The organism is Pseudoalteromonas sp. RB2-MNA-CIBAN-0110, assembly GCF_040309305.1.
In the GTDB taxonomy this organism is placed as follows: Bacteria; Pseudomonadota; Gammaproteobacteria; order Enterobacterales; family Alteromonadaceae; genus Pseudoalteromonas; species Pseudoalteromonas arctica.
Genome location: NZ_JBEOOQ010000051.1, coordinates 15209 through 33797, shown reverse-complemented (window position 1 = coordinate 33797; position 18589 = coordinate 15209). Strand labels below are relative to the sequence as shown.

The window sequence follows — 18589 nt, the reverse complement described above, 5'->3', positions numbered from 1 at the left end:
GTTTTGTCATAGAACACCTCTGTTTGAGTGGTAATAATACCACCTAAATTTGTGTCCGGTTTCATTGAATCACAACACCCTGAGGTGGACAGCAAGCACTAAAGCTCACTTTCCACCGCAAATTTTAACAGCGGTGATCCTTTACTTTTCAATGCGGTTAAGTAAGTTGATTCATCGTAGAGCGTATGAGCGATAACAGTGACACCCATCCTATTTTTTGCAGTTTAGTGAACCCTAGATTCTAATTGGAGTGGCTGTCTAATTTAATACTTAATTTAATAGCTCATAATATAGAAAAGCTGCAAAACACGATGCATTAAGAAGGGTAAGCCTTTTACTCTAAACAAAAGCCACTCAAACACCCGTAATCCCTTCCAAAACGCCAATTAAAACAATATCAAACACTTCAATATTCTGCGTAAAAATACAGTAATCAATTGAACTAAAATAGGAACTCAGCTATGGTTTGTTTATCAATAAAAACAAATTTAAAAACGAGTTAATCTACAGGCTCGTTATACGCACAAAGGACATGTAGTTGAATAACGAAGCTGTTAAACCAAAATACTTAAATTACACTGAGATATTGGGTTTTAAAATTCCTTTAGTGTAGTGTTCGTTAGCTATGTTAATTGGCCTAATATTTCATGAAGTTGTAGAAGCTATTTTAGTACCGCCGCTAACGTTATTGATGGTTTATATTTGTCATAAAATAACCAGTTTTTTCCTGAGCTTTCAGGAACACAGTGGGATTTTGAGTGAGAAAGTTTATGGTGTGATAATTAAATTCATTTGGTTTAGTGCTGTACTTGGATTTTTCATATCTCTTTTTAGTGCCGCTTTTGAATCTGTAAACAGCGAAGTAAATTTTGAATTTTTCAATGGTGTTTTCAGTATTGTCTATTTTGGTTTTGCTTTGGCAGCGGCTAATAAGTGGGGTAAAACCTATGTTCCCAAACATTAGCGTAATATGTGCGTATAACAAAAACATCAACTGGGAAACTACTCGCTGTAAAGCGCTCGTATTTTCCAGTTATATTAAGCGTTATATGCCACAGGAAATTTTGTGAAATTTTTTATGTTGGGTGCAATGATTATGGCTGCAAATATCGTTTGTGCAGCCACTTATACATTTGAATCTTGGCCCGAAAACGGCAAACATTGTGAATTCTCATTTGATTCTGCACCAACGATAAATTGGGACGGTACGTCTGAGCTACCAATTTCATTTCTAAATGTTCAGTCTATTTTCAATGATTGGATAAAGGTTAATCTTAAACCAACTGAAGAAGCTCACCCTACGAGTTTTGATTTAGCTACAGTTGCCGCTGATGGGTTAGATACTAGTTATTGGGTATTTAAAGTGCGCTTTGTAGTGTTTAAAAATGGACAACCTTCCGCAATGTTTAATCGCAGAGTCGCAATTGATATGGCAGGTAAAGTAATTGAGGCGCAATGCGGCATTGAATTAGGTGGTGCACTTCCAATTAGAATCTAGGTTTGAAACACCCGTAACTCCTTCCAAAACGCGAATAAAACCCACACTAAACACTTTTTAATATTCTGCGTAAAACACAGTAATCAATTGAACCAAAATAGGAACTCAGCTATGGTTTGTTATCAATAAAAACAAATAAAAAAACGAGTTAATCTACAGGCTCGTTAGTGCTCAAGAGGTATGATGAATCATCTTTTTCCATTAGCTTTCATTGGATTTTATGGTGCCGCCATTTCCCAACTAAGTTTTTTGGTATTTAGTGATGTTCTTGATGATGGTGTTTTAACTTATGTAGCGGTAGGTTTAGGCTTGCTCGCAGCGGCAGTAGTTCGCCTTTATCAAAAATGGGGGCATGATAAATCGGCTAATATTATTATTGAATACAAGCCGGATTCAACACCATTCCACTACAAGATACTAAACTTCCCTGCGATTGTAGTACTTACTACAATGGGCAGCATGGGGATTATTGCTGTCACGAATCATAAGTTTTCATCTAATGAGGTGACCCACAAAGAATACAGAGTAACCGGAGTGGGTCAACAGCGTGTTCGTTACGATATTTTTGAATATGTTCGATTATCGGATGGAATATCGGAGACCAGTTACAGTTTGGGCACGGATACAAGTAATCCATATAAAGTTGGTGATCAGTTAAAAGTAAAATTAAGAACTGGATTATGGGGTTATGATATAGTTGATGAAATTAGCAAAAAGCACTAACAAGACCGTTAAACAAAGGACGAAGGACTGCAGCCTGTACTCCTTGTCGCAAAATTTAGCTTTCTACATTGTGCCGTTTACGGCAAGCATTATGAGCAAATTGTTCAAACAGGAATTTTGATATTTTTAGCAATAACTAAAGAGATCAAAATTTGGCTTCGTACATCAGAACTTAAATTAATAAAATCCGTTTATTCAAGCCGCTACCTTACTTTAAAAGCGCAGCGGCTTTTATCCCCTTTGTGAATTAATTTGATGTCATCAACATTAGCTTTGCCTCTTTACCGTCTGTTAATACCGCGACGTTACCTTTATCAGTTATTAATACATCTCTTAATCGTCCTGCGGTCTCTGGGAATATGTGAGACTGCGTAAACTCACCATTAACCAGATTAATTTACAATTGGAGTGGCTGTCTAGTTTAATGCGAGCTTTGATATTACGCGTAAACATTCAACAATCGATTGTACCCAGATAAAAACCCGGCTATGGTTTGTTTATCAAGATAAATAAACCAGCTAATTTATAAGTTTGTTATGTCTCACGGAGGTTTTATCGCTCTATGAATGTTTTTCTAATAATTGCAGGTACATTAAGTGCTGTTGTAGCAACTTTGCATTTGGGTTGTATCTATTTTGGAGGTTCTTGGTATAGGTTCTTCGGTGCAGGAGAGCAAATGGCATTACTTTCTGAGCAAGGAAGTATTCAGCCAACTCTTATTACTAGTGTAATTGTTCTGATCCTATCAACTTGGTCATTGTATGCATTTTCAGCCGCAGGTGTTATTTTTAAACTTCCATTCATCCGCCTAGCTCTTGTATTAATAACTTTTATTTATTTAGCCCGCGGTGTTGCAGGGTTCTTTTTAATAAATAACCCTATGGGGCGTTCGCCTGAGTTTTGGGTTTGGAGTTCTATTATTTGTTTATCTTTTGGTATTGTTCACCTTGTTGGTTTAAAACAGCAATGGGCAAGCTTGTGAGTAAAGTGTAATCTAATAAAGAATCAAACAAGGGCTATTACAATTGGCTTTTGGTAAAGCATTATATTTATAGTTAACTACTTCTCGCTAATAATTGACGGAGCAAGGAATATTAAAATGGATAAAATGTCAGTTCACATAACCTCTAAACCTTTAGAAACTTACCCGCAAAAACAAATTTTAAAGATGGTAGCTGATGAGGTAACCGAAAAAGCGACTATTCACAAAGCAGCGGATAAAAGTGATCAAGTGGATATATCTGAAGAAGGAAAAGAAAAAAGTCTGGAAGATAAAAACCGAGAGGCGTTACGCAAATTATCAGGCAATGAAGATGTAAGTCAGGCATCACAATCTGACGAAGACTCCCTTGATGAGCAGATTGCTGAAATACAAGAGAAGCTTGAAAAACTACTACAAGAAGCTGTATTATTACGCAGTAAAGAAGATGAAGAGTCGCAAGCTAAAGTGAAATTACTAGAAGCCGAAATTACAGGGCTTAACACTCAACTGATTGAGTTATTGAAACAGAAATTAGAATCGGGTAAATAACAAGCACAGTAAGTATATGCAAAGGCAGTAGGAGACAAGAACGTTATTAAGAACATAATAAAGACGCTCACTTTAATCTTAAAACTAAAGGGGTTAAACCCTGATCTTACTGATCAAATTACTTAATTAACCAAAGTGGCTCATTTAAAGCCGCTACTTACTTTAAAAGCGCAGCGGCTCTTACGGCCCTTGTGAATTAATTTGCTGTCATCAACATTAGCTTTGCCTCTTTACCATCGGTTAATACCGCTACGTTACCTTTATCAGTTATAAACACATCTCTTAACCTGCCTGCGGCCTCAGGGAAGACGTGAGACTGCGTAAACTCACCGTTGGCCAGATTAACGCTGTAGAGTTTTTTATCGACGAGTGTAGTTATGAGTACATGTTGTTGCAGTGAAGGGAAAGCGGCGTGTTTAGAACCGTAATACGCCATGCCAGATGGGGCGATTGATGGCGTCCAATTAACACTTGGTTTTTGCATGCCTTCATATTCGGTAAATGGTGAAATATGCGCTTGCGAATAATCCTTACCATAAGTGATTACAGGCCAGCCATAATTAGTGCCAGCGGTTAAATAATTTAGTTCGTCACCGCCTGCAGGGCCGTGTTCGTGGCTAACAATTTGCTGCGTATCGTAATCATAAACTAAGCCTTGCGAGTTACGGTGGCCAAGTGAGTAAACAGCATGTGCATTTAGGTTTTCGTGATTAATAAATGGGTTGTCTGTTGGAATGGTGCCATCTAGATTTATACGTAATATTTTTCCAAGTTGGCTGGTGATAACTTGCGCTTGCTCTCTAAAGTCAAACCCATCGCCCGTTGAAACTAATAACGTATTGTCGGGTAGGACAAGGGCGCGTCCCGCGTAATGCTGCGGTGTGTTTTTATCAGTCGCTACTTTATAAATAACGTTAGGCTTTGAAAAGTCAGTGCCATTAAACGTGGCTTTGGCAACAACAAGCCTGTTTGCGCTTGCATCACCTTGGGCATAAGTAAAAATAATTTCTTTGGAGTCGTTATAATCTGGTGATAATACAATATCGAGTAAACCACCTTGGCCTGCAACGTATAAACCTGTTAGGTTTAATTTTACTCTTGATTGCACGTTGTTTTTAACTATAACTACGTGGCCATCACGCTCTGTAATTAACCATGTGCCGTTTGGTAGTTCAACCATGCTCCACGGAGACTGTAATTGCGTAGCCAGTGTTTGTGTACTGTATTGCTCCTTTGGTAGCGCAGCATCTGCATTAACAGAAAACGAAAAAAGCGAAAGCAAAGTAAAAAAAGAGATACATTGTTTACGGGGCAAGCCTTTGCTAGCATGACTAGTATAAGAAAAAAGCTTTATTTTAAGTTGAGATAACCATGTCGTTTTTAACACGTATATTGCCTTCATTTTTAGTTTCTTGGTTACTTACATTCACACTTGCTAGCTTGTTTCATAGCCAATACGTTGTCAATCAATTAGTTAATGTAGGTGTAGTGGTGGGCTTTAGTGATCGTGCTAGTTTAACGCTTGATGATTGGTTAGGCCTATTACCTACCTACGGCGCTATTATTGCCGTAGCACTTGCCATCGCTTTTTTTGTTACCGCAAAGCTTAATAAAAAGGTTCAAAAATACAGTACTCAGCTATTTTTTATTGCTGGCATTGTGGCATTTGCTATTGTGTTAATTGCCATTGAATCAATTATGAATATTCATATTATAGCGGGCGCAAGAGGCTGGGGTTTTTATGCTCAACTGCTTGCAGGCGCGTTAGGTGGTTTGGCGTTTTCGCAATTAGTTAAGGCAACTAAAAACCAAAAAGCGTGTTAGATGTGTGAATATAAATACGGCTTATACGTTATTTAGTGATTAATAAATAAAGGCCGCTGTTTATTGTAAACAGCGGCCTTTAAATATGACCTTTAGAATTTAATTAAAAAATTAAACTAATTAGTTTGTAGCTACTTAGCCCAAAAATTAGGATTAAAACGGGTAGGGTTACCAGGTTTAACACCAAAGAGTTAGTGTAGTTTCCCATAACCCCTTTTTGATTAACCAGCCATACAAGGTAGGTGCTAACAATAGGGAGTAATAACCCGTTAGCCGCCTGTGCGAATATAATCACCGCGACAGGGTCTAAACCGAGTGACGCCACCGCAGCACCAAACAATAAAATAACAATAGCGACGCCTTTAAAACGTGAGTTACCCATATCGTTTGACCAACCTAACATGCCACACACGGCGTAAGCACCGGCAAGTGGCGCTGTAATAGCACTTGTTAAACCTGCAGCAAACAAGCCAATAGCAAAAAAGTAATGAGCGGCGTCACCAAGCAATGGCTCTAGCTGCACGGCCATATTGGCCGCACTAATTTGCCCCGCATCGGTGCCATAAAATGCAACTGAAGCTGTAGATAAAATAGCTAAAGTGATCACACCGCCTAAAGTGATTGATAGGCCTGTATCAACATTTGTTTGTTTAATCACTTTTTGCATATCGCTGTTACTGTCGTGTCTAGCAGCGAGCACGCCTGAGTGTAAAAATAAGTTATACGGCACAATGGTAGTACCAACTAAAGCTAGTATGGTTGTAATCGAACCCTCAGGCATACTAGGAATAAAACCTGCAAATACATCCCCCAGTGAAGGCGCTGCCATTACAAGTGTTGAGATAAACACTAAGCTCATTAAAATAACGAGTAAAATTAGCGCGTTTTCAACCACTTTATGTTTGCCGCTATACAGTAAAGCAGCACTTAAAAAAGCAATAAGTGGTGTCCATAGTTGAGGACTAACTTGAGGGAATATTTCAATTAATCCCATGCTAGCGCCACTTAAGTTACCCGCTTCATAAGCTGCACTGCCCACACCAATGGCGCTAATGACTAAAAATATAGCTAAAGATTTAAATAAAGGCGTTTGAATATGTGCTCTGAGCGCTTGAGCTAAATCTTGCCCGGTAGCAACGCCAAGGCGCGCCGCCATAGATTGTAATAATATAGTGGCAACTACTGAAAACAGTAATGTCCATATAAGTGCAAAACCAAAGTTTGCACCTGCCACGCTGGCGGTAGTAATAGTCCCTGGTCCAATGAAGGCAGCGGTGACGAGTAGTCCTGGTCCTAATCGCATAATTGACCTTAATAGTGCTATTGCATGTTGCTATTTAAAGTTACATCTAACGTTTAAAACCAATATTTATACGCGATGCCTGTAGTGTTATTGCTGCCACTTTAATTAAGTGTCCTGCAGCGATTATCGCCCCTTGGCTGGTTCTTTTTTAATAAGCATATGTTATACCAACCCGCAATAATACTTAATCAATTTGAGGGATTAAATCTGACGCTAACTGCGTTAAAAATTTCTGATATACGACTGCATGGAGGTAGAGCAATGCAGGAGCAATTAGTGATAACAACTAAATAACGAAATTTTTGCCTGGTTATCGACACGATTTTCTCACCTCTGATAGATCACTTAATTAAGCGAATTGCTATTAAAAAAGGTCGAGTAGGATACCAACTTGTATATAAATTTAAAGGGGATACAGTGCGTTTGCATGAATTTTAAACGTATATATAAGCGAGTTAAATGAATGATGCCGATATTTATATCGGCATCATTATATTTACTTTATTAGGCTTTTAATCGCTTCAAAGCCTTTTTTCAGGGTATCTGCATCGGTAGCATAGTTAATACGAATACACTCGTGCTTGTGCGCCCAGCTGTCGTCAATGCCGATAAAAAAGTTGTGACCTGGGATCACATACACGTCTTGCTCTTTAAGCTTTTGATACAACACCTCGCTTGTCATTTTTGCATCTTTAAACCACAGCCACATAAAAAATGCGCCTTCAACTTTGTGCAAATAAACAGGCAGTTCGGCAAACACTTCGTCAAACAACTCAATCGCTATGTGTGCTTTATTACGATAAAAGGGCAGTACAACATTACGACACAGTGGGAGTAGTTCGTTGTCGTTAATTAAGCGTGTCACTAAGCTTGGGCCAATACTATTTGGCGATAAAACCATACTGCCATTTACGCGGCCAATTGCTTTAATAATCTCATTGTTTGCAACCACAATACCGCTGCGTAAACCTGGTAGGCCAAGTTTTGAAAGTGACATACATAAAATAATGTTTGAGTTCCACGTTAGGTTTGCGTCGGTGTAAATACAACCTGGGAACGGATCGCCGTACGCGTTATCAATAATGAGTGGAATACCATATTGCTTAGCGAGCAAATCAAGGTGTTTTACTTCATCGTCAGTAATTACATTACCTGTTGGATTGGTAGGGCGTGATACGCACAGTGCGCTTATGCTGCTGTCGTTTGCTAGTACTTTTTCAACTGCTTTAAAATCAATGACGTATTTAAACTGTTTTGATGTGCTGCCTGTATTTAAAATTTCGATATCAGGCTTTATGGCAACAAACATATCAGCCGATAAACCTTGATCGGCATAACCTATATACTCTGGCGCAAGGGGAAATAAAATCTTTTTGTGGCTGCCATCAGGCATTTCGCCTGCCAACATATTAAACAACACAAAAAAGTTAGCTTGGCTGCCATTGCCAAGTGCTACGTTATCGGCGCTAATATCCCATGCGAACTCTTTACTTAGCTGGCCAGCTAATGCTGCTCTAAACTCGTCGTTACCGGTTGGGCCATCGTAAAGCCCAAATACTTGCGATACCTTGTTACTGGCAACGAGTTTTTGTAATTCACTTAAAAAAACCTCATTTACTTGTGGTACTAGTGCGGGGTTACCGCCACCCAGCATAACAATATTAGGATTGTTGCTGTTTTTAGCACCACCTAAATCTTCCATTAACTGAGTAATGCCGTTGGGTTGTGTGAATTTAGTGCCAAAGTTTGAGTAGTTCATAATGCATAGCGTTTGTTAGTAATGGGGAGGGCAGTATAGCGTAAATAAAGGGCTTAAATCCGATGATGAGAATAATTCAATGCTTAGCTTTGTAGCTAGCTATGACAATAAAATTTCTATAAAACAAAGGCTAAGTTAAGATTTTTTAACGCCGTATAAAAACTCTTCGCCGCAGTCCATATACAAATCAAATTTGGTCATAACTTTGGTAAACATGGGGGCGTGTAAAAATTCGTTTAACCATGCGCGTACATGCGTGTATTCACTTTGTAAGTACCAGTGTTTATCTACGCGGGCAAACTGTCTAATAAATGGCAGCAGAGCATAGTCGGCTAGGCTTTTTTCATTGCCCATTAGGTATTTATGGGTAGTTAGCTTTGCTTCAAATTGCTTAATAAACTCTTCGCAGGCTTTTTGATAATAAATTTGTGCCATGTCTTTTGTACGAGCATAAAATTTGTACTTTTCGAGCACCGGTTTAAATTGCGTGTCGTTTAGCTTAATTAATTCAAGCATGCGCTCAAGTGCTAATGGGTCTTGAGTATGCAGTAAATTATGCGGATCGTTTTGCTTTAAAGCCCACAGCATAATATCTAGGCTTTCATCTATAACTTGATTATTTGGCAACAATAAAACTGGCACCGTGCCTTTTGGCGATATTTTCAAAAGATGCGGCGGCTTGTTTTTAGTTTTAATAGCGCGTAGTAGCACGTGTTGCTCTGCCATTAAAATACCCATTCGTGCGCGCATTGCGTATGGGCAGTGTTGTAATGAATATAATAATGGCAGTGTCATTTTATTACTTACCTTAGCTATTTAAGCCTTCAACATATTGCTGACGTGTTTTTACTTTTACCATGTGATTTAACTGATCAGCTGCTTGTGTTTGCCCGCTAATTAAATCTTGAAAATGCGCAAGTAACACGGCTTTATCGAGTTTTTCTTTATCGCCTGAGCCAATGTCGGTTAAATCAATCATAAACTCGTCAAACTTGTCGGCATAATCGGTCACAATATCCATATTTAAAAATTGCTCATGGTTATAAATGCTCGGGTAGCCGCCTTTTTGTTTATCAATTGCAAAGCTAATGCCTTTAACATTGGTAACGGTTGTTTCTTTTTTACAGCTCAACATACAGCTTGCGTCAATACGTGGTTTTTTACAGCCAACGGTTTGCTGGAAAAAACACTGTCGGCTGGTCATCATTAGTATTGGGTGATAAATGCTGTACATCATTTTAAAGTTGTTAGGGCGTTTAATATTACGCATTTGTGGTTTGTTTATTTCGTTTGAAATAAACGCGCCTTTTGCGTTTAAATCTTCTTGTAGTGTTAGTAACGCGTAAGAATTTGTGGTGTTTAATAATGGGCCTGCAATCCAGTCAATGCCCATTTTTACTGCTTTAAATGCTACGCCTGTGTTGTTACTAATAATAAGCTTAGGTTTTACAACCTCGAGCAAACGCACTGCTTCTTCAAAATCTTTACCAATTAACACCGCCGGAAACCACGGAATTAACTGCGGGTGCTCTAAAAATACGTTGATGTATTTATCGTTATCGGTTCTAAAGCTCTCAGGTAATTTAAAGTAAACATCGCCATTTGTTAAATCACAAAGGTGAACGTCTTTTATGTCCGATATTAAAATGGAGAGTGTTGTTTTGTTTTTATCTGCTTTTTCGTGATTCACCAATTTAGGCAGTTCAACAGGGGCGAGTACGTCTTTGCCTTCGTTTAATAAAAACGCGACTTGCTTTTTAATACGGGCGAGCTCTTTAAACGGAATGCTTAAGTTGTTGCCTAAGTTTGAGTAATCCATATTTTTAATTTCAAAATTAGCATTACTAAAGCTTTTAAAGCGTTTATCAATAGCAGCAATATCAACAACCGATTTATCGGCGGTTTGCATAGGCATTTGCGATTGAACTTCAAAGCGTAGAGGCTCTTTTTCGTTTTTATTCGAAAGCGTAATATCGTTTTTATCTTCAATAATTATGTTTACAGTGAATGGCTGATTTAATTGCCCTGTAAATTCTAATGTAAGCTCGCGCTTTGAAATATCTAAAAATTCAATTTTCTTTTTAACTAACGAATCAATTTCACTTTTTTGAGTGGAAAGCTCTTGCTGTGCATCGTAAATTTGCACGACCGAAATTGCATTGTTTTTTTCGTTAGCGTGATCAAAGCTATGGTCGCGCGGGTTATCGGTAAACATGTTTTTGGTCATGTCGCCGGTTAAAAACTTATTGGTAAAGTTACGGTTAAACACTTTATACAAGCTTGAGTCGTCTTCAATTAAGTTACCGGTTTGCACAAACGTGTCTATCTGTTTACGCCAGCTATCAATAACCGTATGTACGTAGTTAGCGCCTTTAATACGGCCTTCTACCTTTAACGAATCAACACCTGCGGCTACCAGCTCTGGTAGGTCAAAATAAGCTGAATTATCTTTTAAGTTTAATGGGTGTTTGTTACCCATAGCCGTTGGCTCGTATTCATCACGACACGCTTGCGAGCAGCGACCACGGTTACCCGAGTTACCCACACTTACCGAGCTTGAGTAACATTGCCCTGAAAACGCAATACATAATGCGCCGTGCACAAATACTTCGGTTAATACGTCGCATTTATGCGCTACGTCGGTCAATATTTTAATTTCAGTTAAGTTAAGCTCGCGCGATAAATTTACACGCGTAGCGCCAATGCGCGCTAAAAATTCAACCTGTGATTCGTTATGCGTAGTTAACTGAGTTGATGCGTGAATATGTAAAGTAGGAAAGTGCTTTTTAACTATATTGAATAACCCTAGGTCTTGCACAATAATGCCGTCGAGCGTGGTATTTACTAGCTGATTTAATAGCTTAAATAGCGCACCCATTTCGTGCTCTAATATAACTACATTTAGCGTTAAAAAAATCTCACAGCCGTATTCATGGGCTAGGCGAAGTGCGCCGTTAAGCTCATCAAACGAAAGATTAGACGCTCGGTTACGTGCATTAAAGGTATCTAACCCACAATAAACCGCATTAGCACCGGCTACAATGGCGGCTTTTACCGCGTTTACATCACCGCCTGGGGCTAATAGTTCAATCTTTCTACTCATGACAACTTCACTTCGCTCATATTTAATTGCCGCGAATTTTATCTGGTTAAGCACGTTAATGCTATTTATTGAGAGATATAATAAAGACTAATACCAATTCGCTTAATTAAGTGATCTATTTTGAGGATGGAAAAACGTGTTGATAGCTAGGCAAAAAATTCGCTATTTAGTTGTTCTCGGCAATTGCTCCTGCATTGCTCTACCTTCTGCATCCATGCAGTCGTAAATGAGAATTTTTTAACACAGGTAGCGACACGTTTAGCCCCGCAAAATGATTAAGTATTATTGCGGATTGGTATAGAATAAAAGAGTGTATAAAATTACAATTAAGCTGGCTGATTTATTACGTAAACATGTAATAAAATGATAGTTTATAAGCAAGCAGCACTTTCAACTTTACTTAGGCGATACCCATCAGCAATCAAGATCTTAAACAGTTAGATACAGATTTAAACCGTGAAGAATCTGTAATTATTAACACCCAACTAAAAATAGCCACATTTAACCTGTTTAACTATCTTGAGCCACCCAATGCATACTATGAGTTTGAGAAAATTTATACCGCGCAACAGTGGGCTAAAAAGCAGCGTTGGATTGTTGATTACTTAACAGAACATGCCCCTGATGTGATTGGGTTTCAGGAAGTGTTTAGTATTGATTCGTTAAAAGAGCTAGTTGCTGAGCAAGGCTATAACTACTTTGCAGTAGTTGATACGCCAGAGGTGATTGATGACTTTATTTATAAACGCCCCGTGGTAGCGATTGCCTCTAAGTATCCCATAGTTGAGGTAGCAGCGGTTGAACACGATAGCGAGCTTGCAAATACGCTTGGCCTTAATAGTGAGTTTACTTTTAGTCGTAAGGTATTGAGAGCGACCGTTACTTTACCGCACATAGGCAATACTGATTGTTATGTGGTGCATTTTAAATCTAAGCGCCCGATGATTAATGTTGATGAGCATAATAAAGAGCTTACACCCGAGCAAAACATAATTGAGATTTTAAAAGCGAATATAGCCGGTGGGTGGGGCTCAACTCTTCAGCGTGGCAGTGAAGCTACATTGCTAATGATACAAATGATTACTCGCCGCGAAGCTACGCAACACCCGATGCTATTAATGGGGGACTTTAATAATGAACTTGCGGATGGCGTATTAAGCCATTTACTGACGAGTACGCTACGCTTTGCACCTGCGTTTGATGCTAAAACCTACTTAGCTAAATATTGTCTAAATGATTCATGGGATTTGTTTGTTAAGTCGCAGCTAAGTAATGATGAGGTTTTTAGCGATGAAGCAATAACAAACGATGAACAAAGTGATTGTGATCGCAATAACAGCGAGATTGTTGATTCAGCGGATAAAAGCCAAGTAAAAAATATAAATATAACAAAGACAGCACCGTTAAGGCCGCCAACACATTATTATGGCGCGAGCAGCTCTGTGCTTGATTACATTTTATTGTCGTGTGAGTTTGACGCTAGTTACGATGACAGCTTTTTTGAAGTAAGCGCGTATAACACTTACGACAGGCACTTAATAAACCCCGAATATGAGCGTGATGATTTAACTACCGACCACGGTGTTGTATTGGTTACCCTTAAACTAAGAAGCTAGGTTTTCTCATTTAATAACTTACAGCGTACGATTAAGCTAAAAAAGAATTAAGCTGCAATATGCATAATTATGCTAAAATCATAAATTAACAATTACCCATATTGCAGCGAAACTTGACCTGCAGTCTTTATGTGTATATTTTATCGCCAGAATTTTTGCATTAAATTAATAACAAATCACTAAAATGGTAAATATGGAATTTTACACTTACTCGTATCACACGCGAAAGATGGACTTAACTTCGCAAGTACACACTTTCTTCGTAAATCGAATTTATAATTCTAAATTGTTAGTGAAAGCTTTGCTTTTTGCTTTGTTTATTAGTTTAAGTAGCGCTTACGCGCAAGAAACCACCTCATACAGTTTAATCAATGAATCTAATGCAGGGCTGCTAAAAAGAGCCGAATTACTTATGGATACTGACGTTATAACAAGTATCGAACTAAGTAAGGCGTTGTTGTTACAAGCGCAAAGTGCTGATGACACGTTACTCAGCGCAAAATTACATAACTTATTAGGTAAAGCGAATAAAAAAAATAACAATATTAATGAATCGCTTCATCACTTTTCACAATCCTCGGCTTATTACAGTAAATTAAATGATTCACGCAACCAAATAAAGGCGTCTATTAATTATATAAAAATATTATTAGATGAAAAACGTTATGACGAACTTGCTAACCGCATTGAAACTTTATTACCAACAACGCTTGTGTATGGCGATGAGTTTTTTATAGCACAAGTACTCCTAACAAAGGGGGATTCGTTTTATGAACAAAAAAAATACAATGACGCGATAACGCAATATTCATCTGCTTTAAAATACCTTGTAAATAAAGACGAACAAATACAAAAACAGTTAGGTGAAACGTATAAAAAATTAGCTCAGTCGTATAAGCGCCTTGAAAATAGAGAGCAAACAGCTCATTTTTATACCAAAGCTTTAGAGATATATACTAATTTAGATGATTTAAAGTTGATGGCGCGTACATTAAATACACTAGCAGAAGCGCAGCGCTATTTAGACAACTTAGTTTTAGCCCTTGATTACTCCACTCGTGCATTAGAAATACAGAAAGACATTGACGATCCTGTTGGCTTAGCTAAAGCATTATTAGGTGCTGGTATTATTTATCGCCATATCAACCTTTATGAAAAATCACTTAAGCATATAAATGAGGCATATTTATATTATAAAAAAGTAAATAACGTGCTTGGGATTGCTAAAACATCCAATCAAATGGGGCTGCTATACACTCGATTAAAGCAGTTTGATCAGGCCGAGATTTTCTATCAAATAACTATCGATTTACCAAAAGGTGTGGTCGAGGACAAAACGCTCGCGTCGGCCTTAAGAGAAATGGCTGTTATTAACTATGAGTCTGGCGACTTAGAATCAGCGATGAAATTTGCTCAGAAAGCTTACGTAACTTATAAAACCAAAAATCTTACATCCTACATTTCTATAACAGCGCGTATTATTGCTAATATTTATCGTGCCCAAGGGAATAAAAACAAGGCTATAGAGTATTACAAAGAGTCGTTGTCGTTCGCCAGAGAAACAGGCAGTAAGCTTTATGAGATAAAGTCGCTAACAGCGCTTGCGGGGATTTTAATTGGTATTGATACAAATGAGGCTATTTCTTTACTAAAAAGGTCACTCGCTTTATCAACCGAAATAGATGATAAGTTACATATGCTATACGCTTATCGTGAAATTCGAATAGCAGAAAAACAGCGTGGACGCTTAGATGAGTCACTTCGTTACGCGGAAGAAGAAATAGCCCTAACCGAAATAATTCAATACGAAAGAGACGAAAGTAAGCTTGCTCTTGAAAAAGCACATTTGCACTTGCATAAAATGGAAGTAGAGCTGGAGACATTAAGAGAAAAAGAAAAACTCCATCAACTTGAGCTTGAAAAGAAAAACAATGAAATTGAAATATCAGGCCAAGCTAGGGTTATATCAGAGCTAGAGCTTGCAAAAAACAAATACGCGAGTATTGCGCTCGCATTTTTATTAGCCGCTTGTTTAGCTATTGTTTTATTGGTTTATCGAAGCTTTATTGCCTCTAAAAAACGTAATGAAGAGTTAGACTATTTGGCCGCGCGAGACCCTTTAACCAATTGTTATAACCGCCGTATTTTATTTGAGATTATGAATCGCGACTTTTTGGATTTACCTCAGATTGAAGAATATTGTATTTTAATGGTCGATATTGACCATTTTAAAAGCGTTAACGACACCTATGGGCATAGCATTGGCGACACAGTACTTTGTGGCGTTGCCAGTCTTTTACAAGCTAATATACGTAAAAGCGATAGCGTTGCCCGTTTTGGTGGCGAAGAATTTTGTATTATTTTACCCAACACGACTCAAGAGCAAGCAATACGTATTGCTGAGGCTATTCGTATTAAAGTAGAAAAAGCGATATTTGATGATATTCCTGTTACGTGTAGTTTTGGGGTTACGTCTATTAAATTTAAAGCAAGAACACCTTCTGAGTTAATTGAACAGGCCGATTTAGCACTTTATGAGGCTAAATCGTTGGGTCGTAATCAAGTTGTGTTGTGGGATTGTTCGTTTGAAGAGTTTAAGCTTTTTAGATCGGAGTAAACCCAGCAGTATACAGCTCATTTTTGATGTTATTTTTAAAATCATAACAAGTAAATTTTATACAACGCCGTGAGTTACTTACATATGTAATTAGGCTTATTAAATTAACCCTTTAAATATCAGTGTATTAACTTAGGCTTTAAAATTGCACTCTAAACTAAGTTAAAAAACAAAATAAGGGATTTAGTAATGACTGAAGTTGCACTTTCGGCCTATTTGGCATTTTACCTCTATTTAATTATGTTGCTTGTACAGTGGGCTGTGGCTACGTTTAGCAAAGCTAAAGAGCCAAATGCTGTGCCAGGTAAAATTGACGAGGATTTATCGCACGGCAGCTTTATATTTAGAGCGCATCGTACGTTTCATAATACGCTTGAAAACAGCGCATTATTTATAGGTACGGTGTTATTTGCGTTTGTAATTAATTATCAAAGCCCGATTTTTGCAATGTGTATTTGGGTGTACTTAATTGCGCGTTTAATTCACATGGCGCTGTACTACGCTATAGCAACGGAGAAAAACCCAAGCCCACGTAGTTACTTCTTTTTAATCGGTGTACTTGCTAATGTGGTTATGCTGATAATGATAGGGTTAAGACTAATCTTTTAATTTATAAAAAAGTTATAAACTCTATTTATAACTTTAAACAAAAAAGCGAAGAGCCTTTAAGGCATCTTCGCTTTTTTGTTTAGGTAGCAGCAGAATAAAACTACCTCTACAGTAAGGTAATATTAATGGCTAATCGACGCCTATAAACCCACCCGTTTGGTGAGTCCATAGAGCTGCGTAAATCCCGCCCTTAGCGATTAGTTCTTCATGAGTGCCTTGCTCAACTACGACGCCGTCATCAAGTACAATTAATCTATCCATTTGTGCAATGGTTGAGAGCCTATGCGCTATCGCGATTACTGTTTTGCCTGTCATTAAATCATCAAGGCTTGCCTGAATTGCTGCTTCTACTTCTGAGTCGAGTGCGCTGGTGGCTTCGTCGAGTATAAGTATGGGTGCATTTTTAAGTAGCACACGTGCAATAGCAATACGTTGGCGCTGACCGCCCGAAAGAGTAACACCGCGTTCGCCCACTTGAGCATCAAAGCCTTTGTTGCCTTTGCTATCTACCAAGTCGTTTATAAACTCAAGTGCTTTGGCTTGTTTGGTGGCGTTGATCATCTCAGCTTGCGTTGCATCGGGGCGACCGTACAAAATATTGTCTTTTACTGAGCGATGAAGCAGGGAAGTGTCTTGCGTAACCATCGCTATGTAGCGGCGTAGGCTTTCTTGGCTTACATCTGTGATGTTTTGCCCATCAATTTTTATTGTTCCTGAGTCGGTATCGTAAAAACGCAGTAATAAGTTAACAAGCGTTGATTTACCTGCACCAGAGCGGCCGACTAAACCAATTTTTTCGCCAGGCTTAATGTTTAAGTTTAAACCGTCCATTACTGGGCTTCGATTAGTCTCGTTTGCAGCTTTTCCGTAGTTAAAGTGTACGTTGCTAAACTCAATGGCACCTTGGCTTACGTTAAGCGTATCGGCATTTGGTTTATCGGCAACTTCAATAGGGTTAGACAGTGTTTTCATGCCATCGGCTACGGTGCCAATGTTTTCGAACAAGCTGCTTATTTCCCACATGATCCACTGCGCCATACCGTTTAATCTAAGCGCTAAACTAACAGCAACTGCAATGGCACCTGCGCTAATTGCACTAAGCGACCATAAATAAAGTGATACTGCGGTAACTGAAAATACTAATAAATAATTTAAGCTTTGAATAACAAAGTTTAGGCTGGTTACCAAGCGCATTTGTTTGTACACAGGCTGTAAAAATACATCCATGCTCTGTTTTGCGTATTGCTCTTCACGCTGGGTATACGAAAACAATTTAATAGTAGAAATATTTGTGTAGCTATCAACAATTCGACCGGTCATTTCTGAGCGCGCATCGGCTTGTGAGCTGGCAATTTTTTTAAGGCGCGGTACAAAATAAAGCTGTACGCAAATGTATAAAACTAACCAAACCAGTAAAGGGATCATTAAGCGCCAATCAGCTTCGGCAACTAAAAATACCATTGAGCCAAAATAAACCACTATGTACATTAATACATCGAGTAGTTTGGTCACTGTTTCGCGAACGGCTAAAGAGGTTTGCAATACTTTGGTGGCTATTCTTCCTGCAAACTCATTTTGATAAAAGCTCACACTTTGGCGCAGTAAATAACGATGCGCTAACCAGCGAATCGACATAGGGTAATTGCCCAGTAATGCTTGGTGCAAAATAGCAGAATGAAAAAATACGACTACGGGCAATACCAGTAAGAGCATGACAGCCATTTTGATAAGTTCTGATTTTTGCTCTACAAACAAGGTTTCGGGTGTGTAGGCCGTTAACCAATCAACAAGCTGCCCCATATAGCTAAATAAAGAAACCTCTAAAATAGCGAGCATGGCGGCGCTGATTGACATTAGCACCAACGACAGTTCCATTCCTTTGGTGTAGTGACGACAAAAAGCAAATAAAGTCGAAGGCGGCTGAGTAGGTTGATCCTCAGGAAATGCTTTTGTCATTTTTTCAAATAATCGATACATTTTAAAAACTTAAATGGCAAATAATGGTG

At 38.4% G+C, this 18589-nt stretch carries 15 protein-coding genes and 1 pseudogene; 9 read left to right on the top strand and 7 right to left on the bottom strand.

The window, feature by feature from the left end; genetic code table 11:
- Positions 1-625 precede the first annotated feature (625 nt).
- From AAEY68_RS18970 to AAEY68_RS18960, 3 genes are all read left to right on the top strand, one after another.
- Positions 626-964: a hypothetical protein gene (locus tag AAEY68_RS18970; protein ID WP_350586694.1), complete on the top strand. Its 339-nt coding sequence runs from the start codon at positions 626-628 to the stop codon at positions 962-964.
- A gap of 102 nt (positions 965-1066) precedes the next feature.
- Entirely contained in the window at positions 1067-1498 is a 432-nt protein-coding gene (locus tag AAEY68_RS18965) for a hypothetical protein (RefSeq protein ID WP_350586693.1), read from the top strand.
- A 183-nt stretch (positions 1499-1681) separates the two neighbouring features.
- A complete protein-coding gene (locus tag AAEY68_RS18960) occupies positions 1682-2221 on the top strand; it encodes a hypothetical protein (RefSeq protein WP_350586692.1) in 540 nt (179 codons plus the stop codon).
- Between the two features lie 247 nt (positions 2222-2468).
- On the opposite strand, the pseudogene AAEY68_RS18955 reads toward AAEY68_RS18960, so the two are convergent.
- Positions 2469-2618 (bottom strand): annotated as a pseudogene (locus tag AAEY68_RS18955) (PQQ-dependent sugar dehydrogenase); the annotation flags it as partial.
- Positions 2619-2783: 165 nt separating this feature from the next.
- Here AAEY68_RS18955 and AAEY68_RS18950 point away from each other — a divergent pair.
- On the top strand, positions 2784-3203 hold the full coding sequence (locus tag AAEY68_RS18950; protein ID WP_182734860.1) for a hypothetical protein: 420 nt from the start codon (positions 2784-2786) through the stop codon (positions 3201-3203).
- Between the two features lie 126 nt (positions 3204-3329).
- Positions 3330-3752, top strand: coding sequence for a hypothetical protein (locus AAEY68_RS18945; protein WP_350586691.1), 423 nt, complete (start codon positions 3330-3332; stop codon positions 3750-3752).
- A gap of 196 nt (positions 3753-3948) precedes the next feature.
- On the opposite strand, the gene AAEY68_RS18940 is transcribed toward AAEY68_RS18945, so the two are convergent.
- Positions 3949-5139, bottom strand: coding sequence for a PQQ-dependent sugar dehydrogenase (locus tag AAEY68_RS18940; RefSeq protein WP_350586690.1), 1191 nt, complete (start codon positions 5137-5139; stop codon positions 3949-3951).
- Here AAEY68_RS18940 and AAEY68_RS18935 point away from each other — a divergent pair.
- On the top strand, positions 5124-5576 hold the full coding sequence (locus tag AAEY68_RS18935; RefSeq protein ID WP_350586689.1) for a hypothetical protein: 453 nt from the start codon (positions 5124-5126) through the stop codon (positions 5574-5576). The two genes, AAEY68_RS18940 and AAEY68_RS18935, sit on opposite strands and share 16 nt — an antisense overlap.
- Before the next feature lie 103 nt (positions 5577-5679).
- Here AAEY68_RS18935 and AAEY68_RS18930 read toward each other — a convergent pair whose 3' ends face one another.
- The 4 genes from AAEY68_RS18930 to AAEY68_RS18915 form a co-directional block, all read right to left on the bottom strand.
- Positions 5680-6879 (bottom strand): Nramp family divalent metal transporter, encoded by a 1200-nt coding sequence (locus AAEY68_RS18930; RefSeq protein ID WP_350586688.1) that lies wholly within the window; start codon positions 6877-6879, stop codon positions 5680-5682.
- Positions 6880-7375: 496 nt separating this feature from the next.
- Positions 7376-8638, bottom strand: a complete 1263-nt coding sequence (locus AAEY68_RS18925) for a valine--pyruvate transaminase (RefSeq protein WP_350586687.1) — start codon at positions 8636-8638, stop codon at positions 7376-7378.
- A gap of 135 nt (positions 8639-8773) precedes the next feature.
- Entirely contained in the window at positions 8774-9433 is a 660-nt protein-coding gene (locus tag AAEY68_RS18920) for a glutathione S-transferase (protein ID WP_182197889.1), read from the bottom strand.
- A gap of 13 nt (positions 9434-9446) precedes the next feature.
- Positions 9447-11741, bottom strand: coding sequence for a peptidase U32 family protein (locus tag AAEY68_RS18915; RefSeq protein ID WP_350586686.1), 2295 nt, complete (start codon positions 11739-11741; stop codon positions 9447-9449).
- 506 nt (positions 11742-12247) lie between these two features.
- Here AAEY68_RS18915 and AAEY68_RS18910 point away from each other — a divergent pair.
- The 3 genes from AAEY68_RS18910 to AAEY68_RS18900 all read left to right on the top strand — a co-directional run bounded on the left by AAEY68_RS18910 (position 12248) and on the right by AAEY68_RS18900 (position 16583).
- A complete protein-coding gene (locus AAEY68_RS18910; protein WP_350586695.1) occupies positions 12248-13357 on the top strand; it encodes an endonuclease/exonuclease/phosphatase family protein in 1110 nt (369 codons plus the stop codon).
- A 229-nt stretch (positions 13358-13586) separates the two neighbouring features.
- Entirely contained in the window at positions 13587-15974 is a 2388-nt protein-coding gene (locus AAEY68_RS18905; protein WP_350586685.1) for a tetratricopeptide repeat-containing diguanylate cyclase, read from the top strand.
- A gap of 189 nt (positions 15975-16163) precedes the next feature.
- Complete coding sequence (locus AAEY68_RS18900; RefSeq protein WP_024606995.1) at positions 16164-16583, top strand: MAPEG family protein; 420 nt, start codon at positions 16164-16166, stop codon at positions 16581-16583.
- 129 nt (positions 16584-16712) lie between these two features.
- Here the strand turns inward: AAEY68_RS18900 and AAEY68_RS18895 are convergent, their stop codons facing one another.
- Entirely contained in the window at positions 16713-18560 is a 1848-nt protein-coding gene (locus AAEY68_RS18895; RefSeq protein ID WP_350586684.1) for an ABC transporter ATP-binding protein, read from the bottom strand.
- Between the last annotated feature and the right edge of the window lie 29 nt (positions 18561-18589).

Coding starts and splice junctions, on each gene's coding strand:
- AAEY68_RS18945 (WP_350586691.1), top strand. CDS start 3,330: ATGTCAGTTCACATAACCTCTAAACCTTTAGAAACTTACCCGCAAAAA.
- AAEY68_RS18970 (WP_350586694.1), top strand. CDS start 626: ATGTTAATTGGCCTAATATTTCATGAAGTTGTAGAAGCTATTTTAGTA.
- AAEY68_RS18950 (WP_182734860.1), top strand. CDS start 2,784: ATGAATGTTTTTCTAATAATTGCAGGTACATTAAGTGCTGTTGTAGCA.
- AAEY68_RS18900 (WP_024606995.1), top strand. CDS start 16,164: ATGACTGAAGTTGCACTTTCGGCCTATTTGGCATTTTACCTCTATTTA.
- AAEY68_RS18895 (WP_350586684.1), bottom strand. CDS start 18,560: ATGTATCGATTATTTGAAAAAATGACAAAAGCATTTCCTGAGGATCAA.
- AAEY68_RS18960 (WP_350586692.1), top strand. CDS start 1,682: ATGAATCATCTTTTTCCATTAGCTTTCATTGGATTTTATGGTGCCGCC.
- AAEY68_RS18935 (WP_350586689.1), top strand. CDS start 5,124: ATGTCGTTTTTAACACGTATATTGCCTTCATTTTTAGTTTCTTGGTTA.
- AAEY68_RS18905 (WP_350586685.1), top strand. CDS start 13,587: ATGGACTTAACTTCGCAAGTACACACTTTCTTCGTAAATCGAATTTAT.
- AAEY68_RS18925 (WP_350586687.1), bottom strand. CDS start 8,638: ATGAACTACTCAAACTTTGGCACTAAATTCACACAACCCAACGGCATT.
- AAEY68_RS18920 (WP_182197889.1), bottom strand. CDS start 9,433: ATGACACTGCCATTATTATATTCATTACAACACTGCCCATACGCAATG.
- AAEY68_RS18930 (WP_350586688.1), bottom strand. CDS start 6,879: ATGCGATTAGGACCAGGACTACTCGTCACCGCTGCCTTCATTGGACCA.
- AAEY68_RS18915 (WP_350586686.1), bottom strand. CDS start 11,741: ATGAGTAGAAAGATTGAACTATTAGCCCCAGGCGGTGATGTAAACGCG.